Below are 16,421 nucleotides of genomic sequence, written 5' to 3'. Positions count from 1 at the left end.
CTTTCGCAGCGGATTCGTCCAAGAAACCGGGTTATTGAGCATGTTCCAGTCTTTCGAAGTCACCTCGACGCCACAATTCGGCCGCGATCGCGTCTCGGCCTTGCGCGCAAGTTTTGACGCGCTTGATATCGACGCCTTTCTTGTGCCACGCGCCGACGAGTTCAACGGCGAATATGTGCCGGCTTGCTCGGAGCGCTTGTCGTGGTTGACGGGCTTCACAGGGTCGGCGGGCGTCGCGCTGGTAACGCGATCCGAGGCGATCGTCTTCGTGGACGGGCGCTACGTGACACAACTTGGCGAACAAGTGGACAACTCCGTCTTCACGGGTGGAGATCTTGTGAACGAGCCGCCTCATGCCTGGCTTGCCAAGAACGGCTCCAGGGGCTTGCGTGTCGGCATCGATCCCTGGCTCCATTCGGGAGCAGAGGTGAGGCGGCTTGAAAAGGCGCTTGCCGAGATTGGCGGTTCGCTCGTTGTCCTGCCCCACAATCCTCTGGACAAGCTCTGGAGCGACCGGCCGCCGGAGCCGCTGGGGCAGGTGATGATCCAGAACATCGGCCAGGCGGGCGTGCTCGCGACGGAGAAGATAGCAACCATCAGCGCCGATCTTGCAAAGAAGAATCTCAAGGCGGCGCTGATTGCGGATCCGTCTTCGGTCGCCTGGATCTTCAATATTCGCGGTGCCGATGTGCCGCACACGCCGCACCCGCTGGCGCGAGCAATCATCTATGCCGACGGCAACGCCGATCTCTTCCTCGACAAGCGCAAGACCGGCATCGAGGCCGAAGCCTACCTAGCGCAGATGTGCGTACAGCTTCCGCCCTCGGAACTCGACAAGAAGCTCGCGGCTGTCGGGAAGGATGGCGGTAAAGTTCTGGTCGATCCGGACCTGACCTCATATGCCCTGGCGGAGATCATTCGCAAGGCAGGCGGTGAGGTCGCAGAGGGCAACGATCCTGCCAAACTGCCGCGGGCGGTCAAGAACAACGTCGAGATCAACGGCTCCGCGGCCGCGCACCTCCAGGATGGAGCGGCGATGGTCGAGTTTCTCTACTGGCTCTCGCAGACGAAGCCCGGGACCGTGACCGAGATCGAAATGGCGCAAAAGCTGGAAGCAGTGCGCGGCCGCGTCGGCGAAAGCATGCAGAACCCGTTGAAGGACATTTCCTTCGATACGATCTCCGGCGCCGGCGAACATGCCGCAATCATGCACTATCGTGTGACGACAGAAACGAACCGCAACCTGGAAGCCGGCGAGCTCTTCCTGATCGATTCCGGCGCCCAGTACATCAACGGTACGACCGACATTACCCGTACCGTTGGTATCGGCGCTGTCAGCGAGGAGCACAAACGCTTCTTCACGCTGGTGCTGAAGGGGATGATCCAGATCAGCACCGCACGTTTTCCCAAGGGCACGCGTGGCTGCGATCTCGATCCGCTCGCCCGCATTGCGCTCTGGCGGGCCGGCGTCGACTTCGCCCATGGCACCGGCCATGGCGTCGGCTCCTATCTTTCGGTGCATGAAGGTCCGCAGCGTATCTCGAGGCTTTCAATGCAGGAGCTGCTGCCCGGGATGATCCTTTCGAACGAACCGGGCTACTACCGCCCCGGCGCCTTCGGTATCCGTATCGAGAACCTGATCTATGTGCGCGAGGCCGAGGCGATCGACGGCGGCGACATGCCTATGCTGGGCTTCGAGACGCTGACCTTCTGCCCAATCGACCGCAGTCTGGTCATTCCCGAACTTCTCACGCATGACGAGTTGCGTTGGTTCAACGGCTATCATGAGCGCACCCGCGACGCGCTGATGCCGCTGATCCACGACCACGACGTCAAGGCTTGGCTGGAAAATGCGACGCTGCCGCTGGAATATTAAGCGAGGCGGCCTTGCTCGCCGCCGGTGGCGTCACATGCCGATCGTGTGACGCCAGCCCATGACGACGAGCCAGGCGGCAATCAGCATCCAGGTGTGCGAGACCCGCAAGCCGACGAGGAGCGCGACGAGCAGGGCCAGTTTCGAATCCCAGCCGCCGGTGAAGAAGGCCGGCGCGACAAGCGTCGTCAAGACCGCGGCAGGGACTGCGGCAAGCGCGGCCTCCATGCGCGGCGGAATGCGCTTCATCGTGGTGATGAGGATATAGCCGCCGATGCGGGTCGCGTAGGTTGCAACCGCCGCAGCGACGATCACGAGTGCCATATGAAGATCGAAGGCCATCGTTATACCTCGTGAAGATCGGATTCGAGTTCCTGTTCACGAGGCGGGGGCGGGAACAGGGCGGCAAGGATGATGCCCGCCGCGGCACCCAGGCTGACGTGCCAAGGCGAACCGACATAATGATAGGCGATAACAGAGGCGACCGCGCTGACGGCGGCAACCGGCAGAAAATTGTCGCGATGACGGAAATCGAGGACGATACCGAGAAAATAGGCCGGCAGCAGGATGTCCAGTCCGATCGATTTCGGGTCGCCGATCAAGCTGCCGAGCAGGCCGCCGAGCAGGCTGACCAAGACCCAGGGTATGTAGATGATGATGCCAAAGCCGAGATACCAGACAAAGGTGACTGGCTTGCCTGATTCGCCGCGTTTTGCCGTTTCTGCAAACTGGGGATCGACCAGCAGGAAAAAGGTGAAGAACTTCTGGATCGGAGAGAAGTGTTTGATGTAAGGCGCGATTGCCGCCGAATAGAGGACATGGCGAAAGTTGACAGCCAGGATGGAGGCGACGATCAGCCACGCCTGGACGTTATGACCAAAGAGCTCGATGCCGACCATCTGGCTCGCGCCCGCATAGACCGTGGCACTCATGAAGGTCACTTCTGCAAGCGACATGCCGTTATCGACCGCCAGTGCTCCGAACAAAGCCCCGAACGGGGCCGAGGCCAGCGCAACGGCCGAACCACCGCGCAAACCGTCGAAAAAATCAGCGCGACTCATCGGCGACAATCCTTCTGGAATTTTGCCCTCGTCTAAGGAGGGGCTGTATCTGCCGCAAGCAAATTTCCTTGATTGAACGATCGATTTCGCTGAACGATGCACTCGTGACCGATTGCCGTTCGGGGAGAGAACATGAATCAGATCGAATTTTCGAAGGAAGACAAGGCCGAGCTCATTGCACGGATCCAGCATTACTTCGACAGCGAGCTGGACCAGCCGATCGGCCTCCTCAAAGCGGAGTTCGTTCTCGAATTCTTTGCGAAGGAAGTTGGCGCCGCCTATTACAAGAAGGGGCTTGAAGACGCGCAGACCGCCCTCGCCAGACGCATAGATGACTTTTCCGAGGACGTCTATCAGTTGCAGCGGAACGCGACGGAGTGATCAGCCTTCCAGAACTTGCCGGCTGGTGACGATGTCGATGCCATGCTCGCGCATCTCCTCGATCGCAGCCGTGACGCTTTCGGGCGTTATACCGCGGCTGGCATCTTCGACAAAGCGAACCCGCACGCCCGGCATCATCTCGATCGCGTCCAATGCCGAGAACTTCACGCAATAATCGGTTGCGAGACCGCAAACATCGAGTTCCGTGACGTCCTGGCCTTCGAGAAAATCGGCGAGCCCTGTCAGCGCGTCCTGATCGTTGTCGCGAAAGGCGGAGTAGCTGTCGACGTTGCGATTCTCACCCTTCTGCAGGATCAGATCGATCTTCCCGATCTTGAGGTCTGGATGCAGTTCCGCGTCGGTCGTACCCTGGATGCAATGATCCGGCCACATCATCTGCGGCTTGCCGGAAAGTGTGCCGACTTCGAATGGCTTCTTGCCGGGATGAGAGGAGGCGAAACTGCCGTGGCCGGGCGGATGCCAGTCCTGGGAGGCGATGATCAGGTCGTATTTGCCGCTCTCGATCAGCCGATTTGCGATGGGAACCACGTCGTCGCCGTCCGGTACAGCGAGGTTGCCGCCCGGGCAAAAGCCATTCTGAATATCGACTAGAAGCAAGGCGTTCATCGGTGCGACTCCCTCGATTTTGCACTGCACCATGCCAAGGGCCGAGGGATGGCGCAAGCGCCAAGACGCTTCGCCGCAGGGGCGGCGAAGCGGGCCTTGAAAAGGTCAGGTTGGCCGGTGCCCCTTCAGCCCATAAAAGGCGATGTAAGCATAGCACAGAACCGGCATTAGGAAGGCGAGATGTATGCCGACGGTGTCGGCAAGGGCGCCCTGAACCAGCGGCAGCAGCGCGCCGCCGACGATGGCCAGGCAAAGGATTCCGGAGCCCTGACTCGTATATTTTCCGAGACCGTACAGCGAAAGGCTGAAGATTGTCGGGAACATGATCGAATTGAAGAGGCCGATTGACAGCACGGACCACATGGCCACATGACCGCCAGAGAAGACGGTGAGCAGCAGCAACACGATCACCGCGACTGCATTGAAGGCCAATGCCTTGCCGTCATTGACGTAGCGCATCACGACAGCGCCAACGAAGCGGCCGATCATCGCACCGCCCCAGAAGTAGGACACGTGATGAGCGGCCTCGGCTTCCGAAAAGCCGGCAATGTCCGGCTGGCTCATGAAGTTGACGAGGAAGCTGCCGATACTCACCTCTGCGCCGACATAGAGGAAGATGCCGACCGCGCCGAGCACCAGATGGCGATACTGCCAGGCCGAGCCGCCACCGCTAATCGGCTCGATGTCTTCGGCGCCTTCGACGTGCGGCAGCTTCAGGGCTGCAAAGAGCGCCGCCAGCAACAGGAAGGCGACAGTCAGCATCATGTAGGGAAGCTGCACGGCGCCGGCTTCTGCCAGTCTCAGAGCATCCAGCTGTTCGGGCGTCGCGCCGGCGACGGCGGCCGTCGTGGCGGACAGGATCAGGAAGGCGCCGAACATCGGGGCAAGCGTGGTGCCGAGCGAGTTGAAGGCCTGTGTCAGCGTCAGGCGGCTTGCAGCGGTGTCGGGCGGGCCGAGCACCGTGACATAGGGGTTCGCTGCCACCTGCAACAAGGTGATCCCGGTTGCCAGCACGAATAAGGCGCAAAGGAAGAGTGCGTAGACACGGTAACTCGCCGCCGGAATGAAGAGCGCGCAGCCGATGGCCGAGATGAGTAGGCCCGCTACAATGCCCCACTTGTAGCTGATACGCTTGACGAGCGCGCCGGCCGGCAGGGAGACGATAAAGTACGCGCCGAAGAAGCAGAGCTGGATCAGCATCGATTGCGTGTAGTTCAGCTGGAAGACGTTCTTCAGGTGCGGAATGAGAATGTCGTTCAGGCAGGTGATGAAGCCCCACATGAAGAACAGCGATGTCAGGGCCACAAGGGCAAACTGAAAATTCGCTGCTGGGGAAGTCGATGCCGGGCGTGTCGTCGCGGCATTGTTGGTGATGATACCAGCCACTGTCTTGTACCTCTTGTTCTTGTTTGCGCCGGAAATTTTCCGTTGAAGCCGTCGAAACGACGGGTCGGCGGTGGCTCGGCAGGGCGCTTTGGGAGGAAGCATGCAGCAAGCCACGAGGCTTCATATATCCGTTTGAAACAGAATTGGTAGCATTCAATCGATTTTTATTGTGCGTCGCGATATGTGCGTCGCGATCGCGAACACGCATCTAGGGGCTTCATTTCACGCCAGTGTCACCGAAGGCCGGGGCGGGCGAGCTGGATCTTGGCAGTGTTCAGGCGGCAGAGGCGGACTTTTCGTTCGTGGCCGCAACGCCCTGTTCGTCTGCCTTGCGGCTGGCGTGATAGGCGCGCTTCTGCGTGTACATGGCAATATCGGCACGCCGCACCATCGACTCCATCGTTTCGCCGGGCTCGCTTGTCGCGACACCGAGCGAAATGCTGAGCGGAGCATTGGAGTAGAACTGGTTGTTGATCTTGAGGAGTTCGCCGATGGTCTCGACCATCGTGGCGACGGCCAGCTTGTCGGCGCCGGGCATCAGCACCGCAAATTCATCGCCGCCGATACGGGCCGCATGATTGGGTTGTGCGGCGGCGCCGTTCAAGACCTCGCCAAGGCGGCGCAATAGTGCATCGCCGGCATCATGTCCGAGCTGGTCATTTGCCTCCTTCAAGCCGTTGAGATCGATGATGACAGCAGAGACCGGACGCAGCGACGTGCGCTCGAGCCTGTTTAATTCGTCGACATAGAAGGCGCGATTGCGGAGCTTGGTCAACACGTCGTGCTTGCCGAGATATTCGAGATAGGCCTCTGCCTTCTTGCGTGCGGTGATGTCTGTGAGCGCCACTTGCACCAGTGCCCAGTCGGCTTCGTGACCGGGAAGGACGGAGAATTGCATTAGGACGTAGCGCTCCGAGCCGTCAAGCGCGTAGTTGATGACCTCGCGCTGGTGGAAAAGCCTGCCGTTCCACAGTTCGATCAGCTGTTCGCGGAAGTGTTTTTCCATATCGTCCCGAAAGACTTCGCCGATGCGTTGCAGAAGTGTGTGACGGTCGGGCGCGCAGAACAGATCGAGGGTCGCCTGATTAACGTCGATGACCCGGATTTCGCTCATGCACTGACGCACGAACTCAGGATGGACATCGGTGAAGACCCTGAAATCGTCGATGCCGCGATCGCCGACATTCTCCAGCAGCAGTTTGATCTGGCTGAAATCCTCAACCCAGAGGGAGACCGGCGAATGCTCGAAAATGCCTTCGGCGTAGCGGCGGTTTTCGCGCTCCTTGCGCCGCGCTTCCTCGCGCGCGGTGACATCTTCCGTCGTCAGCATCACCTGCGCCAGCGACTGCTCGTGGCCCGGCAGCACGCAGCCGCGCAGCTGGATATCGAGCCGGCGTCCGGACAGCGTGTAGTTGACGGCGCTGCTGGTGAACTCTGTCTTGCCCTCCCAGAGTTCGGCCAATTCGTTGACGTGGCTTTCGAGCATCTCATCGCGAAACACGGAACCGAGGTTCGCGACGAGGTGGTCGAGGTCGTTGGCCTCGAAGAGTTCCAATGTCTTGCGGTTGACGCGCAGAACGCGGATCAGCCGCGAGCAGGACGCGACACGTGTTGTGTCCTCTTTCAAATGGGCCCGAATGTCGATGACGCCTTCGGCGCGCCAGCGATCGAATTGTGCCTTGACGCCGCTGAAATCCTCGATCCACATCGCGATTGGTGACAGATCGAAGATATCGGAATCGCTCATGACAGGACTTTCGATTTTGGCGTTACCTGTGGAGGCACAGCACTATTTGATCGATCTTTAGGAGTGATTCGTTAACCGTCGCTTGACGCGGCGTTGTTGGTGGCCCGCCGCGAGGCTGACCGCTCTTATGCGAGGAGCCATTGACGCCCGCACGACCCGACCAATCTCCTTTCAGATGAGGTCGCGGCTTCGAAGGCGCGAAAGAGCGACAATGGTGAGTAGCGTTCAGAGTATTGGGCGGCAGGCGACGGTGGCGACGGTCAAGTTCTGCCTCGTCATGCTGGTGATGATCTTCCTTGCTGCGGGATCCATGTCCTACTGGCAAGGCTGGCTGTTACTCGCGAATTTCTGCGGCTGGTGCGCAGCCCTCACGGCGTATTTTGTCAAGCGCGACCCGGCGTTGGTCCGGCAGCGTTTGAGCGTCGGACCTGCTGCGGAGCGGGAGCCATCTTCAACAGTATCGCAATCATAGCGCTTTTCGTTGTCTCGGCGCTCGATTCCAGGTTTGGTTGGTCGGGCACCATTCCTGTCGCTGTCGTGCTTCTCGGCAATGTATTGATCGCCCTCGGCTTCGTCGGGTGCTTCTTCGTCTTCCGGCAGAATTCCTTCGCCGCGGCAACGGTGCGCGTAACGGAAGAGCAGCGGGTGATCTCGACAGAGCTCTACGGTATGGTGCGCCATCCCATGTATGCCTCAGTGTTGCCGATGTTCCTCGGCGTGCCCCTGGCGCTGGGCTCCTATTGGGGCGTGCTTGTCGTGCTCCCGGTCCTTGGCGGTCTCGTCGCGCGGCTGCTCGATGAGGAAAAACACCTTGTGAAGCAATTGCCCGGCTATGCCGACTACCGCGAGAAAGTCAGATGGCGTCTTTTCCCCGGCCTCTGGTAGGCGAGGATATCCTGCGCAGGCTGGTGAGGAGGCAGCGATTGCGATAGTTGTCGCAACAAGTTGATGGAGGGCGCAGTGGCTATCAGTGTCGTTCAATTAGGTTCGGCGCGGGCTGTCGGTGAGGGGGTGCGCATCGGCACCGTCCGCCGACCGCCGCGGGGTGTGCCGAAGGAGGAATTTTCCAGCCGCAACTATTATGACGTCTGGCTGCCGATCCTTTCGCCGAGCCAGGCCCTCGTGACCGAAGCGAAGGCGGCGACCACGGACGCCGAATGGGCGGCATTTGTGCGCAGCTTCAGGAAGGAAATGAAAGTGCCGGAGGCGAGCCACGTGCTCGACCTGTTGGCCACCCTTTCACATGCCAGCCATTTTTCAATCGGCTGTTACTGCGAGAATGAAAGCAGATGCCATCGAAGCGTGTTGCGGCGCCTGCTTGAAGAGCGGGATGCAACGTTTGCGGCGGAAGCCTGCGCCTAGCGCCCGCGCAGCATTGCGGCGAGCCGTGGCCTTGCTCACTCCGGGAATTTCTGCCTTTCTTTGCGAGATGATCACCCGGAGCCCAAGCCATGACCGAGCCCGGTCCAGAGGAGAAGATCGACGCGACATTCCGCAACGGCTCGCTAACAGCAGCCGGCATCATTCTCGGCTTTTCCTTGAGCTTCATAAGTCGCTGGGTCTCCAATCCGAACGATTGGAGCCGGATAGACATCTTTCCGATGTTGCTCCTCACTGTGGGGATAGCTCTGCAGGTCAAGGTTTTCGCCGACCTCTTGGCTCGGGACTCGCTGATTGCTGCCAAATATGATCGTGCCAGACGGCTGTTTCTGATCGGCATCGCGGTCGTCGCGGCCGGGATCGGGCTGGCATTGATCAATGACATACTGGGACTGGGATCGATGCCGATCCTGGGGTGAGCGGGCGCCACGCCCGCTCAGTGAGTTCGGACTTACTCGGTGTCGCGGCAAGCGCGGCCGTTCGCATAGACGGCGACCATGAGCGAGGCTGCGATCAGAGATAGCGAATAGCGTTTTATCTGCGTCCTCCTTCTCTCCCGCAATCAGCGCGCGCCGGGGTTCATTATGCGGGAGGGAGGACGAGGTTGGCGAGCAGGCTGATTTCCGCTCTACGAAACCCGCTCCACAAACCCATCGAGCACTCTCTTCTGGCCAGCCCGGTCAAAATCGATGGTCAGCTTGTTGCCCTCGATCTCGATGATGTTGCCGTTGCCGAATTTCAGGTGGAAGACGCGGTCTCCGGTCTTGAACTTCGAGGGCTCGGTCGCTGTGGATTTTGCCACCAGTTCGCCATCGATGGTGCGGCCGCGCGGGCCGCTTTCGCCGTAGCCGATGCGTTCCACGGCGTGGCCGGAACGGGTGCCCCAGTTGTCGCGGGTGGCGTCCGTCTTGTTCTGCTGCGCACGCTTCCAGCCCGGCGTCGAATAAGAGTTGGCGAAGGGATCGGCCTTGTCGAAGCGCGATTGGCCGTAGCCGCCGCGACCATAGCCGCCGTAGCTCTGCTCGGCTTCCGCCACTTCGACATGCGTTTCCGGCAGTTCATCGAGAAAACGCGACGGGATGGTGGATTGCCAGAGACCGTGGATGCGTCGGTTGGAGACGAACCAGATGTGGCAGCGGTGCTTGGCGCGGGTGATGCCGACATAGGCGAGGCGGCGTTCTTCTTCGAGGCCGGCGCGACCGCTTTCGTCGAGCGAACGCTGGTGCGGGAAGAGACCTTCCTCCCAACCCGGCAGGAAGACGGTGTCGAACTCCAGGCCCTTGGCGGAATGCAGCGTCATGATCGAGACGGCGTCGAGATTTTCATTCTGCTCGGCGTCCATGACCAGCGAGACGTGCTCCAGAAAGCCGCGCATCGATTCGAAGCTTTCCATCGAGCGGATGAGTTCCTTCAGGTTTTCGAGACGGGTCGGCGCGTCGGCCGACTTGTCGTTCTTCCACATGTCGGTATAGCCCGACTCTTCGAGGATCTGCTCGGCAAGCTCGGTATGGGGCGTATTTTCGAGCATTCCCTGCCAGTGGCGGAACGATTGGACGACATCGAAGAGAGCCTTGCGGGCCTTCGGCTTCAACTCGTCGGTCTCGATCATGTCGGCGGCTGCCGCCAGCATCGGGATATCGCGGGCGCGAGCGTAATCGTGAAGGGCGCGCACCGTCGTGTCGCCGAGACCGCGCTTCGGGGTGTTGATGATGCGCTCGAAGGCGAGGTCGTCGGCAGGCTGTGCGACGAGGCGGAAATAGGCCAGGGCATCACGGATCTCGAGGCGCTCGTAGAAGCGTGGGCCGCCAATCACGCGGTAGTTGAGGCCCAACGTCACGAAGCGGTCTTCGAATTCGCGCATCTGGAAGGAGGCGCGCACGAGGATCGCCATGTCGTTCAGCAGATGCCGCTTGCCATCGGGATCGCCGCGCTGAAGCTGCTCGATTTCCTCGCCGATTTCCCTGGCTTCCACTTCGGAATCCCAGGAGGCGTGCACCTGGACCTTGATGTCTTCGGGATCGCTGCGATCGGTGAAGAGCGTCTTGCCGAGGCGGCCTTCGTTGTGAGCGATCAGATGGCCGGCCGCACCGAGGATATGTGCCGTCGAACGGTAGTTGCGCTCCAGCTTGATGACCTTGGCGCCCGGGAAATCCTTCTCGAAGCGCAGGATGTTGTCCACCTCGGCGCCGCGCCACCCATAGATCGACTGGTCGTCGTCGCCGACGCAGCAAACGTTCTGCTGCTCACCCTTGGGGCGCTGCGCGAGCAGCCGCAGCCACATGTACTGGGCGGTGTTGGTGTCCTGATATTCGTCGACGAGGATGTAGCGAAAGCGGCCGTGGTACTCCTTCAGAAGATCCGGGTTCTTCCGGAAAATCGCGATCGGGTGCATCAACAGATCGCCGAAATCGCAGGCGTTCAGCGTCGAAAGCCGTTGCTGGTAGGCGAAGTAAAGTTCACGGCCCTTGCCGTTGGCGAAGGCGCGTGCGTCGCCTTCCGCGATGTCGCCGGGGCCGAGGCCCTTGTTCTTCCAGGTGTCGATCATGCCGGCGAACTGCTTGGCAGGCCATCGCTTGTCATCGAGACCTTCCGCCTGGATGAGCTGCTTGATCAGACGGACGACGTCGTCGGTATCGAGAATCGTGAAGTCGGAGCGCAGGCCGACCATTTCGGCATGGCGGCGCAGAAGCCTCACGCCGATCGAGTGGAAGGTGCCGAGCCAGGGCATGCCCTCAACAGCACCGCCGACGAGCACGGCAATGCGCTCCTTCATCTCGCGGGCAGCCTTGTTGGTGAAGGTGACGGCGAGGATCTGCGAGGGGAATGCGCGGCCGGTGTTGAGGATATGGGCAATGCGCGTCGTGAGGACACGTGTCTTGCCGGTGCCTGCGCCCGCGAGCACGAGGACGGGGCCTTCCAGCGTTTCGACGGCTTCGGTCTGCTCGGGGTTCAAGCCGGAAAGGTAATCGGGGCGCTTGCCGCCATCTCTAGCGGCCATGGCCCGGGCGGCGAGCCCTCCGGCGGCGGAAGCGGCGGGGGTCGGCTGCTTGCGCGGCGGCTCGCCCGGCTCTTCATCGAAGAAGGGGATATCGTCGAAACTATTGCTCATGGCGCGTAATGTAGTGATTCGGGATGGAAAGACCAGAAAAGATGTTCTGCTTTCATTCCGGTCGGATGGCTGTCCTCAGCTTGTATCTGGCGTGAGAGGGCAGCAACGGCAGCGAATTGCCGGCATGTGGGGCGAGATTCGTTCCCGGCGGTACCGCATCCCTCATAAACGTCAGAAAACAACCGTCATTTGACCCGAACGAAGAGACTCTGCGAAAACCTGCGCGGAGCGATTGGCCGATACTCCGTCGATAACTCAGTCTTGATATTACAATTCAGTAATGAGGGGCCAATTCGCTTGCCGGTGATCAGCAAAGAGACAATATTGTCGCAGACGTGCGGCAATTTGTCCTGCGAACGCCTCTTTCGATAGACCCTGGACCAGCCTCTAGTCCCTCTGGAGACGTGAATGCCATTTTGGAAGCAGTTTATAGTTTGCCTTGTCGTGATTGCTGCCGGCTTTGCTGGATGGGTTTACTTTGTGCCGGGAGCTGGCGAGACGCTGCGCAAGGCCGGCTTTTCGGAGGTTTCCAAGCTGGCGCCCGACGAGGCTGTACCGCAGCTGGCGGCCAGTGGAGAAGGGCAGTCGAGGCGTCGCGGTGGCGGCGCCAATGCCCCCGTTCTGGTCGCCACGCAAGCCGTTGTTCGTGGCGTCGTCAATGATCGGTTGAGCGCCATCGGCACAGGGGATGCGATCCGCTCCGTCGTAGTGATGCCGCAGGCGAGCGGCACGATCCGCGAAATCCTCATCAAATCGGGCGACAGGATCACCAAGGGGCAGGTCCTTGCGAAGCTCGACAGCGAAGAGCAAGTCATCGCTCGCGGTCAGGCGGATGTGGCGCTGAAGAGCGCCATCGAGAAATCCAGTCTCTACCACAACATCAAATCCAGCGTATCGCGCATGGATGTCTTCGATGCCGAAATCGCGGAGCAGGGCGCGCGGCTGCAGCTGCAGGCCGCCGAGCTCAATCTTGAACGCCGCAGCATCGTTGCGCCGATCGATGGCATCGTCGGCATTATCCCTATCAACATCGGCGACAACGTCTCGACAACCACGCCTGTCGCGACGCTCGACGACCGAACGGAAATTCTTGTCGACTATTGGGTGCCCGAGCGCTTCGCCAACACCATAACGGTCGGCCAGCCGGTTGAGGCAACGTCGGTAGCCCGGCCCGGTCGGGTGTTCTCGGGTGCGGTCGAAGCAATCGACAACCGCATCGACGCCGCCAGCCGCACAATGCGCGTTCGGGCCCGCATCGACAACGCATCGGACGAGCTGCGCGCCGGCATGTCCTTCAATGTCGGGATGAAGTTTGGGGGTGACCGATATCCGGCGGTCGATCCGCTTTCGGTCCAGTGGGACTCGCAAGGGGCTTTTGTTTGGAAGGTCGTCGACGGCAAGTCCGGCAAGGTACGGGTCAGTATCGTGCAGCGCAATCCCGACTACATTCTCGTCAAAGCCGATCTGAAGGATGGCGATGCCATCGTCACCGAGGGCCTGCAGCGCGTCCGTGAGGGCGGCGGGGTGCGGGTTGCCGGCGAAGTCGCGTCGAATTCGGAGCCTGCCACGCAATGAACGTGATCGAGATGCAGGACAAGCCGGCTTCCGGCAAACAGACCTTTACCGCGCTGTTCGTCCGACGCCCCATCCTTGCGCTGGTCTTCAATGCCTTGATGATCGTCGCCGGCCTTGCGGCCTATGGCGGAATCGAAGTGCGCGAACTGCCTGATGTCGATCGGCCCGTCGTGACCGTTCGCACCACTTTCGAGGGTGCGTCGCCGCAGACGATCGACCAGGAACTGACGAAGGTGATCGAGGGCGCGGCCGCTCGCGTCAGCGGCCTCAAGTCGATTTCCTCCAGTTCGCAGTTCGGCCAGAGCCGGGTGACGCTCGAATTCTCCGATACAATCGATCTTGCCGTCGCGGCAAACGATGTGCGCGACGCCATCGGCCGTATCGCAGATCGTCTGCCCGAGGAGGCGGATGCGCCGCAGATCGTCAAGGCGGATTCGGATTCTCAGCCGATCGTGCGACTTGCCGTGACCTCGTCCAAGCTCAACATGGATGACCTGACCCTTCTCGTGGAAAACCAGGTCATCGACCGCCTTGCCTCGGTCGACGGTGTTGCCGATGTCGAAACCTATGGCGACCAGGAGAAGGTGTTCCGTGTCGACGTCAACCAGAGCGAACTTGCCAGTCGCGGGCTGACTGTTGGCGATCTGACGAAGGCGCTGTCGAGCGCTGCCCTCGATATGCCGGCCGGATCGTTGAAGAGCCCGACGCAGACGATCGTCGTGCGTGCGATGGCGAGTCTGCAGACGCCGGAGGATTTCGCCAACGTCATTTTGCAGAACCGCGTGCGCCTCGGCGATGTGGCGAACGTTACGCTCGGACCGCGCGACGGACAGACGGCACTGCGCTCCAACGGCGTTCCCGGCATCGGTCTCGGCGTCATCCGCCAGGCGCAGTCGAATACGCTGAACATTTCGAACGGCATCAAGGACGCCGTTGCCGAGCTTTCGAAGACGCTTCCCGAGGGCACGCGGATCGCCGTTACCAGCGATGATGCCGTCTTCATCCAGGGGGCGATTCATGAGGTCGTGCTGGCATTGATCTTGGCCGCCGTCATCGTTACCGGCGTGATCTATCTTTTCCTGCGGGACTGGCGCGCGACGATCATCCCTGCCGTCAGCATGCCGGTGGCGCTGATCGGAACGCTTGCGGCCGTCTATCTCGTCGGCTTCTCGATCAACATCCTGACGCTTCTTGCAATCGTGTTGGCCACAGGTCTCGTCGTGGACGACGCGATCGTCGTTCTCGAGAACATTGTGCGCCGCCGATCGGAAGGCATGGGGCCGCGGGCGGCGGCCGTGCTTGGCACACGCGAGGTGTTCTTTGCGGTGATCGCGACGACTGCGACGCTTGCCGCAGTCTTCATTCCGCTTTCCTTCCTGCCGGGGCAGGTGGGTGGCCTGTTTCGCGAATTCGGCTTCGTGCTGGCCTTCTCGGTCGGCCTCTCGTCCATCGTCGCTTTGACGCTGTGCCCGATGCTTGCCTCGCGGATATTGACGAAGGAGATGCTCGAGGACCATGGCCTTCTCGGCCGTTTCGGCACCTGGTTTGCTGACACCTACCGGTGGTCGTTGCATGCCTGCCTGAATGCGCCGCTCGTCGTCATCGTCGTTTCCGCGATTTTCGCGGGAGCGGCTGTGCTGGCCTTCTCGACGGTTCGAAGCGAGCTGACGCCGAACGAAGACCGCGCCCTGGTGATGATGCGCCTCACAACACCGCAGGGTTCCAGTCTCGAATATACCCGCGACAAGATGCAGCGGGTCGAGGAATATCTTCAGCCGCTCGTCGACAGCGGTGATATCAGCAACGTCTTTTCCATCTCCGGGCAAGGCGGACAGGTCAACAGCGGCTTCATGGTGCTGACGTTGGCGCCGTGGGGCGAGCGCCACCGCACGCAGGCGGAGATCGTCGCCGATATCAACCGGGCGGCCGCAAGGGTTCCGGCGCTGCGCGGCAATGCGATCCAGTCGAACAGCCTGCGCATTCGCGGCGCCGGCAACGGATTGCAGATGGCTTTGGTCGGCAACGATCATGAGGCACTGACGACCGCGGCCGCTCGATTGGTCCAGGCACTCGACGCAAAAGGGCATTACGATACGCCGCGATTGAGCAACGAGCCGACCCAGGCTCAGGTGTCGGTCACGATCGACCGCGAGCGCGCCTCCGATCTCGGCATCGACATTACCGGCCTCTCAACGGCAATGCAGTCGCTGCTGGAAGGGCGCTCGGTTGTCGATGTTTTCGTCAAGGGTGAAGCCTATCCGGTCCTGCTCACCTCCAACACCCGACCGCTCGACGATCCGACGGATCTAGAGAACGTCTTCCTGAAGACCGGTGATGGCAAGATCGTGCCGATGTCGGTGATCGCGTCGCTGACGGAAAGCTCGGTCGCGCCGCAGCTGAACCGCGAACAGCAGCTCGCCTCGGTGGCGATCACTGCCGGCCTGAAGAACGGTCTCTCGCTCGGAGATGCGGTCAAGGAAGTGAGCGAGATCTCCAAATCGGTCCTGCCGCCGGGCGCGCGTCTCGTCCCTCTCGCTGAGGCCGCGACACTGGAAGAGAACTCGAGCGGCATGGCGCTGACCTTCGGCTTTGCCATCGTCATCATCTTCCTGGTTTTGGCCGCGCAGTTCGAAAGCGTGCTGTCGTCGGTGATCATCATGTCGACGGTGCCGCTCGGGCTCGCTTGCGCCGTCTTCGCACTGATCATCACCGGATCGAGCCTCAACATCTACAGCCAGATCGGCCTTGTGCTGCTTGTGGGCGTGATGGCGAAGAACGGTATTCTGATCGTCGAATTCGCGAACCAGCTGCGCGATCGCGGCGAGAATGTGCGCACAGCGATCGAGAAGGCGTGTGCGCTGCGTCTGCGACCCGTGATGATGACGATGATCGCGACCATCCTCGGCGGCGTTCCGCTGGTCTTTGCGCATGGCGCTGGCGCGGAAGCGCGCGTCGCGCTCGGCTGGGTCATTGTCGGAGGGCTCGGCTTTGCGACGCTGGTGACGCTCTACATTACGCCGGTCGCCTACCTGCTTATCGCCCGCTTTGCGAAGCCGCATGCTCATGAAGAGGAGCGCCTCCACGAAGAAATGGCTCACGCGTCGCGGCCCGCGGCACCAAAGGCAGGCCGACTGCAGGCGGCAGAATAGCGAAGCCCGCTGCCTTGGCGGGCAAACGCTGCGACTTATAGTTTATGAAAAGTTGTAGGATTGGATGAATTTCCTCTAAACCTTAGATGTTTTTTAAGCATGAGCAGCAATCATTCCGACAGAAACCGATAGG

13 protein-coding genes are annotated in these 16,421 nt (G+C 60.8%); 7 read left to right on the top strand and 6 right to left on the bottom strand.

Annotated features, from left to right (window positions below):
- Positions 1-40 precede the first annotated feature (40 nt).
- Positions 41-1,876: an aminopeptidase P family protein gene (locus ACSQ9D_RS11175; protein ID WP_436282295.1), complete on the top strand. Its 1,836-nt coding sequence runs from the start codon at positions 41-43 to the stop codon at positions 1,874-1,876.
- A gap of 30 nt (positions 1,877-1,906) precedes the next feature.
- Here ACSQ9D_RS11175 and ACSQ9D_RS11170 read toward each other — a convergent pair whose 3' ends face one another.
- Together ACSQ9D_RS11170 and ACSQ9D_RS11165 are read right to left on the bottom strand one after the other, a co-directional pair.
- Positions 1,907-2,215 (bottom strand): AzlD domain-containing protein, encoded by a 309-nt coding sequence (locus ACSQ9D_RS11170; RefSeq protein WP_037119964.1) that lies wholly within the window; start codon positions 2,213-2,215, stop codon positions 1,907-1,909.
- A 2-nt stretch (positions 2,216-2,217) separates the two neighbouring features.
- On the bottom strand, positions 2,218-2,934 hold the full coding sequence (locus ACSQ9D_RS11165) for an AzlC family ABC transporter permease (protein ID WP_047520376.1): 717 nt from the start codon (positions 2,932-2,934) through the stop codon (positions 2,218-2,220).
- A gap of 132 nt (positions 2,935-3,066) precedes the next feature.
- Here ACSQ9D_RS11165 and ACSQ9D_RS11160 point away from each other — a divergent pair, with 132 nt between their 5' ends.
- Positions 3,067-3,315: a DUF2164 domain-containing protein gene (locus ACSQ9D_RS11160; RefSeq protein ID WP_436282294.1), complete on the top strand. Its 249-nt coding sequence runs from the start codon at positions 3,067-3,069 to the stop codon at positions 3,313-3,315.
- Here the strand turns inward: ACSQ9D_RS11160 and pncA are convergent, their stop codons facing one another.
- The 3 genes from pncA to ACSQ9D_RS11145 all read right to left on the bottom strand — a co-directional run bounded on the left by pncA (position 3,316) and on the right by ACSQ9D_RS11145 (position 7,075).
- The gene (gene pncA, locus ACSQ9D_RS11155; protein WP_436282293.1) at positions 3,316-3,942 is read right to left on the bottom strand and encodes a bifunctional nicotinamidase/pyrazinamidase; all 627 of its coding nucleotides are present in this window, start codon (positions 3,940-3,942) and stop codon (positions 3,316-3,318) included.
- A gap of 105 nt (positions 3,943-4,047) precedes the next feature.
- The gene (locus ACSQ9D_RS11150) at positions 4,048-5,328 is read right to left on the bottom strand and encodes a sugar MFS transporter (RefSeq protein WP_436282292.1); all 1,281 of its coding nucleotides are present in this window, start codon (positions 5,326-5,328) and stop codon (positions 4,048-4,050) included.
- Between the two features lie 274 nt (positions 5,329-5,602).
- Positions 5,603-7,075, bottom strand: coding sequence for a diguanylate cyclase domain-containing protein (locus ACSQ9D_RS11145; RefSeq protein ID WP_436282291.1), 1,473 nt, complete (start codon positions 7,073-7,075; stop codon positions 5,603-5,605).
- A 357-nt stretch (positions 7,076-7,432) separates the two neighbouring features.
- On the opposite strand from ACSQ9D_RS11145, the gene ACSQ9D_RS11140 reads away from it, so the two are divergent.
- The 3 genes from ACSQ9D_RS11140 to ACSQ9D_RS11130 all read left to right on the top strand — a co-directional run bounded on the left by ACSQ9D_RS11140 (position 7,433) and on the right by ACSQ9D_RS11130 (position 8,874).
- Complete coding sequence (locus tag ACSQ9D_RS11140; RefSeq protein ID WP_436282290.1) at positions 7,433-7,960, top strand: methyltransferase family protein; 528 nt, start codon at positions 7,433-7,435, stop codon at positions 7,958-7,960.
- A 75-nt stretch (positions 7,961-8,035) separates the two neighbouring features.
- Positions 8,036-8,437 (top strand): DUF488 domain-containing protein, encoded by a 402-nt coding sequence (locus tag ACSQ9D_RS11135; RefSeq protein WP_436282289.1) that lies wholly within the window; start codon positions 8,036-8,038, stop codon positions 8,435-8,437.
- Between the two features lie 89 nt (positions 8,438-8,526).
- Complete coding sequence (locus ACSQ9D_RS11130; protein WP_047520372.1) at positions 8,527-8,874, top strand: hypothetical protein; 348 nt, start codon at positions 8,527-8,529, stop codon at positions 8,872-8,874.
- A 209-nt stretch (positions 8,875-9,083) separates the two neighbouring features.
- On the opposite strand, the gene ACSQ9D_RS11125 is transcribed toward ACSQ9D_RS11130, so the two are convergent.
- Positions 9,084-11,564, bottom strand: coding sequence for an ATP-dependent helicase (locus tag ACSQ9D_RS11125; protein WP_436282288.1), 2,481 nt, complete (start codon positions 11,562-11,564; stop codon positions 9,084-9,086).
- A 408-nt stretch (positions 11,565-11,972) separates the two neighbouring features.
- On the opposite strand from ACSQ9D_RS11125, the gene ACSQ9D_RS11120 reads away from it, so the two are divergent.
- Positions 11,973-13,139 (top strand): efflux RND transporter periplasmic adaptor subunit, encoded by a 1,167-nt coding sequence (locus tag ACSQ9D_RS11120; protein WP_037119979.1) that lies wholly within the window; start codon positions 11,973-11,975, stop codon positions 13,137-13,139.
- Positions 13,136-16,288 carry an efflux RND transporter permease subunit gene (locus ACSQ9D_RS11115; protein ID WP_436282287.1) on the top strand — a complete coding sequence of 1,051 codons (3,153 nt, stop codon included), beginning with the start codon at positions 13,136-13,138 and terminating at the stop codon, positions 16,286-16,288. Before ACSQ9D_RS11120 ends, ACSQ9D_RS11115 begins: the two co-directional genes overlap by 4 nt.
- Positions 16,289-16,421: the final 133 nt, after the last annotated feature.

The organism is Rhizobium sp. LjRoot258 (assembly GCF_964254185.1).
Classification (GTDB): domain Bacteria; phylum Pseudomonadota; class Alphaproteobacteria; order Rhizobiales; family Rhizobiaceae; genus Rhizobium.
Note: the sequence above shows the minus strand (reverse complement) of the source record. Positions and strands in the feature narration are given on the sequence as shown.